Annotated in this window: 4 protein-coding genes; 2 read left to right on the forward strand and 2 right to left on the reverse strand. The window is 69.6% G+C overall.

All coding sequences use genetic code 11. The features are described 5' to 3' along the window. The coding region (glgB, locus tag DD1DGNOD_RS22165; RefSeq protein WP_131770973.1) for a 1,4-alpha-glucan branching protein GlgB at positions 1 to 1,710 on the forward strand (1,710 nt) is incomplete at its 5' end. A gap of 99 nt (positions 1,711 to 1,809) precedes the next feature. On the opposite strand, the gene DD1DGNOD_RS22170 is transcribed toward glgB, so the two are convergent. After that, positions 1,810 to 2,805 carry a tetratricopeptide repeat protein gene (locus DD1DGNOD_RS22170; RefSeq protein ID WP_131768414.1) on the reverse strand — a complete coding sequence of 332 codons (996 nt, stop codon included), beginning with the start codon at positions 2,803 to 2,805 and terminating at the stop codon, positions 1,810 to 1,812. Between the two features lie 161 nt (positions 2,806 to 2,966). Further along, positions 2,967 to 3,257 carry an MTH1187 family thiamine-binding protein gene (locus tag DD1DGNOD_RS22175; RefSeq protein WP_131768415.1) on the reverse strand — a complete coding sequence of 97 codons (291 nt, stop codon included), beginning with the start codon at positions 3,255 to 3,257 and terminating at the stop codon, positions 2,967 to 2,969. Between the two features lie 198 nt (positions 3,258 to 3,455). Between DD1DGNOD_RS22175 and DD1DGNOD_RS22180 the strand changes: the two genes are divergently transcribed. Further along, positions 3,456 to 4,804: hybrid sensor histidine kinase/response regulator (locus tag DD1DGNOD_RS22180; protein WP_241255920.1), on the forward strand; the 1,349-nt coding region annotated here is incomplete at its 3' end.

Here is a 4,804-nt window from a genome sequence, read left to right on the forward strand (position 1 = left end):
GGTTGCCGCTACAAGTACGAGATCCTCGGATTCGACGGCGTGTGGCGGCAGAAGGCCGACCCGCTCGCGCTGCACACCGAGAACCCGCCGGCCACGGCGAGCGTCGTCTTCGAGTCCGACTACACCTGGGGTGACGAGGCATGGCTGGCGCGGCGCAGGCGTACCGCGTGGCATGCCGTGCCGATATCGGTCTACGAGGTGCATCTGGGATCCTGGCGCAGAGGGCTGTCATACCGGGAGCTCGCCAGCGAACTCGTCGCCCACGTGCGGGACATGGGATTCACCCACGTCGAGCTGCTGCCCGTGGCCGAGCATCCCTTCGGCGGCTCCTGGGGCTACCAGGTGTCGGCCTACTACGCCCCGACATCACGGTTCGGCGACCCCGACGATTTCCGGTACCTCGTCGACCAGCTTCACCAGGCCGGAATCGGCGTCATCGTCGACTGGGTGCCGGCACACTTCCCCCGCGACGTCTGGGCGCTGGGCCGGTTCGACGGCACGCCGCTGTACGAACATCCTGATCCGCGTCGCGGCGAACAACCCGACTGGGGGACGTACGTCTTCGACTTCGGGCGTCCCGAGGTACGAAACTTCCTGGTCGCGAACGCGGTGTACTGGTTCGAGGAGTTCCATGTGGACGGGCTGCGGGTGGACGCCGTCGCCTCCATGCTCTACCTCGACTACTCCAGGTCCGAGGGTGACTGGGTACCCAACGTCCACGGCGGCCGGGAGAACCTCGAGGCGGTGTCGTTCCTGCAGGAGACCAACGCCACGGTCTACCGGCGAGTCCCGGGCGCGATGATGATCGCCGAGGAGTCGACCGCCTGGCCTGGCGTCACCCGTCCGACGCATCTGGGGGGTCTGGGCTTCGGCTTCAAGTGGAACATGGGCTGGATGCACGACACGCTGGACTACCTTTCCCGGGCACCGGTGTTCCGCGTGTACCACCACCACCAGATGACCTTCTCCATGATGTACGCGTACTCGGAGAACTTCGTCCTTCCGCTCAGCCACGACGAGGTGGTGCACGGGAAGGGCTCGCTGCTGCGCAAGATGCCCGGTGACCGCTGGCAGCAGCTGGCCAACCTGCGCGCTCTCTACGGCTACATGTGGGCGCACCCGGGCAAGCATCTGCTGTTCATGGGCGGGGAGTTCGCCCAGGAGGCCGAGTGGTCCGAGGCCCGGTCGCTGGACTGGTGGCACCTGGACGACCCGCGCCACCGGGGCATGACCGCGCTGCTGAAGGATCTCAACGGGATCTATCGCGCCACACCCGCCCTCTGGGAACGGGACACCTCTCCGGACGGGTTTTCGTGGATCGACGCGAACGACGCCGAGGACAACGTGTTCTCGTTCCTGCGGTGGGCCGGCGACCCGGCGTCCGGCGACCCCACCCGGAGTGGTCCGACCTCCGGCGCTCCGGCCGGTGCTCCGGCGGCCGGTGCTCCGGCGGCCGGCACAGTGCTCGCCTGTGTCACCAACTTTTCGGGCATCCCCCACACCGACTATCAGCTCGGCCTACCGTTCGCCGGACGCTGGCGTGAGGTCATCAACACCGACGCCACCGAGTACGCCGGCAGCGGGATGGGGAACATGGGTTCCGTCGTCGCCGTGGACGCCGCCCGCCACAACCAGCCGGCATCGGCGACGCTCACCCTGCCCGCCCTGGCGACCCTGTGGCTGTGCTACGAGGGCTCCGGTCAGAACTGACCGGACGTCCCCGTGCTGCTCCGGCGAGGACCCCGACAGAGCCCTCGCCGGACGGACGATCGCCGGATCTGTCAAGGCCTCCGGCCGGCGGGAAAATCCCTAGAAAAGGGCGGCTGCCAGGGCTCGCCGCGCCGGGCCGACTGCCGGCTCGGCATCCCCCAGCGCCTGGAACAGGCCGACAAGATGCGCCCGTACACGTTCCCGCTCGTCGCCGCTGGTCCGCCGGACAACGCCGACCAGCCGCGCCAAGCCCGTCTCGACCTCGCCCTTGGCGACCAGGACGTCGGCCAGCATGATGGCCGCCTCGACATCGTCGGGGTCGGCCGACAGCCGGGTGCGCAGCGCGGTCGCGTCGATCGTGGCCACCCGCTGGAAGAGTTCGACGCGGGAGAGCCCCAGCGCCGCGTCCGAGTCGCCGGGGGCCTCGGCGAGCCGGGCGCGGTAGGCCGCCGCGGCGGCGTCAAAGTCGCCGCGGGCGAGAGCGTCCTCGGCAGCGGTGTGATGCGGGTCGGACACGGCCGGGTCCGGCCCGCCGGGCAGGCCGGCGGAGGCCTCGTCGACGAGTGCGAGCAACTGGTCGAGCCAGGCCCGCACCTCGCGTTCGGGCAGGGCACCGGTGAACTCGCCGATGATCCGCCCGCCGATGATCGCCTTGACCGCGGGAATACCCTGGACGCCCGCGGCCTGGGCGAGCTGCGGGTTCGCGTCCACATCGATCTTGGCGAGTATCCAGCGCCCGCCGTCAGCCTCCGCCAGCCGCTCAAGAATGGGGCTGAGCTGCTTGCACGGGCCACACCACTCGGCCCAGAAGTCGACCACCACCGGGGTCTGCATGGATCGTTGCAGGACCTCCGTGGCGAACGTCGCCTCGCTTACGTCCACGACGACGGGTTGCACCGGCGAGCCCTTGCCCGACTGGGCGGCTCGCGCCCCCACCGCCCCGGTCGACGGCCGCGTGGGTGCGGGCTTGGGATCGAGCGGGACCGCGCCGGCGAAGCGGAGGCCGGCGAGTTCGTTGGAAAGCCGTGGATCTCCGGGCGTAGCATTCCTCGACCTGGATGGCACCGGTCCTGACGACCGGGGCCCAGGCGGCATGGGTGACCTCCGTGGCATGGCTCCATCGTTGCATCTGACCAGCGAAACCGGACACCGCCTCGGCAGACCGGCTGCCTACGGTCGGTGAATGTCGCGAATTCGACCAGGTTGGAACCATCCGGGACGCCAGCGGGGGACGCGAGGCCCCCGGGGCGTCGCGATCAGGCCAGGTGCCGTTCGATCGAGGCGACCTTGGCGTGTATCGCGTCGGTGGCCCCCGGGCGGATGTCGGCCTTGAGCACCAGGCTCACCCGTCCGGACTTCGCGGCCACGGCCTCGACCGCCCGGCGCACGACGTCGATGACCTCGTCCCACTCCCCTTCGATCGTCGTGAACATCGCCGACGTCTCGTTGGGCAGGCCGCTGGCGCGGACCACCCGCACTGCTTCGGCGACCAGGTCACCGACATCCTCACCGGCTCCGATCGGGGTCACGCTGAACGCTACGAGCATGATTCAAGATCTACCATGGCGGCGACCACCTACGTACCGGTATTGGCGACGAACACCCGCGGAGTGCTACTTTCTGTAAAGGTTCCATTCCTTGGACGGCACAATCAGGCACTCAACCAAACCCGGGACAACGCTCTTCGACGGCACGCCCTACTATTGCCCGCCGTGGGGTGGACGATGCGGGACGACGAGGCATAGGTGGTTCCACAGACCCTCCTCGACGCGCTGACAAGCCTGGTCGTACTCGTCGGCGCGGACGGTCGCGTGCTCGATGCGGGCGTGGCTGCGAGGACGTTTCTCGGTGAACGGCTGACCGGGACGATCCATCTGCGGGACCTGGCCGACGTGGTGGAACCGTCGTCGCGGGTCCGGCTGCGCGATGTCGTACCACGGGCGCTGAGCCGTACCGGCCAGTGGCGCGGAACCGTCGATCTCGTCGACGCCGCGGGCAACACCGCGCCCTATCTGGTGTCGGTGCGGTCCGACCCCGCCGGCGGCCTCGTGATCGTCGCCCGGGACACCGAGGACATCCGGGCACGGAAGGCGGCCGAGCAGGAGTCCCGGGCAAAAGACGAGTTCATCGCGCGGCTCGGGCACGAGCTGCGCACCCCCCTCAACGCGGTCCTCGGCTTCGCGCAGCTGCTGGAACTCGAACCGCTGCCACCGGAGCTGCACGACGACATCGAACGCATCATCACCGGTGGCCGGCACATGCAGGCCCTCATCGACGACGTGCTCGACCTCGCCCGGCTGCGGGCCGGACGCGGGGACATCAACAAGGGGCCCGTCAACGTCCTGGAGATCGTCCAGGGTGTCGTCGAGCTGGTCGAGCCTCTCGCCGCACAGCGCGGGATCCGGCGTGTCATCTCACCGTCTGAGCCGCTGGTCGCCGACGCCGACCGGCGGCGGCTGTGGCAGGTCCTGCTCAACCTGGTCGGTAACGCCCTGAAGTACGGACGCGAGGGCGGCACCGTCCGGGTCGGGATCGTGCCCATCACCGGAGCGCGGGTGCGGATCGAGGTCGAGGACGACGGCAACGGCCTGCCCCCCGAGGCCATGGACAGGCTGTTCCGGCCGTTTGAACGGCTCGGAGCCGAACGAAGCGGCATTGAGGGTAGTGGACTGGGGCTGGCGCTGTCCCACGCTCTGGTCACGGCCATGGGCGGCGTTCTCACGGTGGCCAGCCGCTACGGGGTGGGCAGCGTGTTCGCGGTGGTGCTGGACACCGTCGACGTCCGTTTCGACGACGCCTACAGCGACTACTACGACGACGACGGGTTCGCGCCGGTGCCGGCCGTCCCGGGCAGCAGGCTGCCGGGATCGGGGCCGGCGGCAGGATCGGGGTCGGGAGCAGGGCCGGGATCGGTCGACAACCACCTCCGGATCGTGCATGTCAGCGGTGATCCCGCAACCCGGTCGATGGTCACCCACGTGCTGCGCAGCTCCCTGGGAGCGGACACGGTCTGCGTCCCCCGCGCCGCCCTTGCGCTGGACGCCGTGCGGCGGTCCCGGCCGGCGCTGGTGCTGCTGGACCGGATCCTGCCCGA

It is taken from the genome of Candidatus Protofrankia californiensis (assembly GCF_900634765.1).
GTDB lineage: Bacteria > Actinomycetota > Actinomycetes > Frankiales > Frankiaceae > Protofrankia > Protofrankia californiensis.

Bases quoted from the DNA above. Each gene is read 5' to 3' on its own strand.
- DD1DGNOD_RS22175 (WP_131768415.1), bottom strand. From the start codon at position 3,257: ATGCTCGTAGCGTTCAGCGTGACCCCGATCGGAGCCGGTGAGGATGTC.
- DD1DGNOD_RS22170 (WP_131768414.1), bottom strand. From the start codon at position 2,805: ATGCCGCCTGGGCCCCGGTCGTCAGGACCGGTGCCATCCAGGTCGAGG.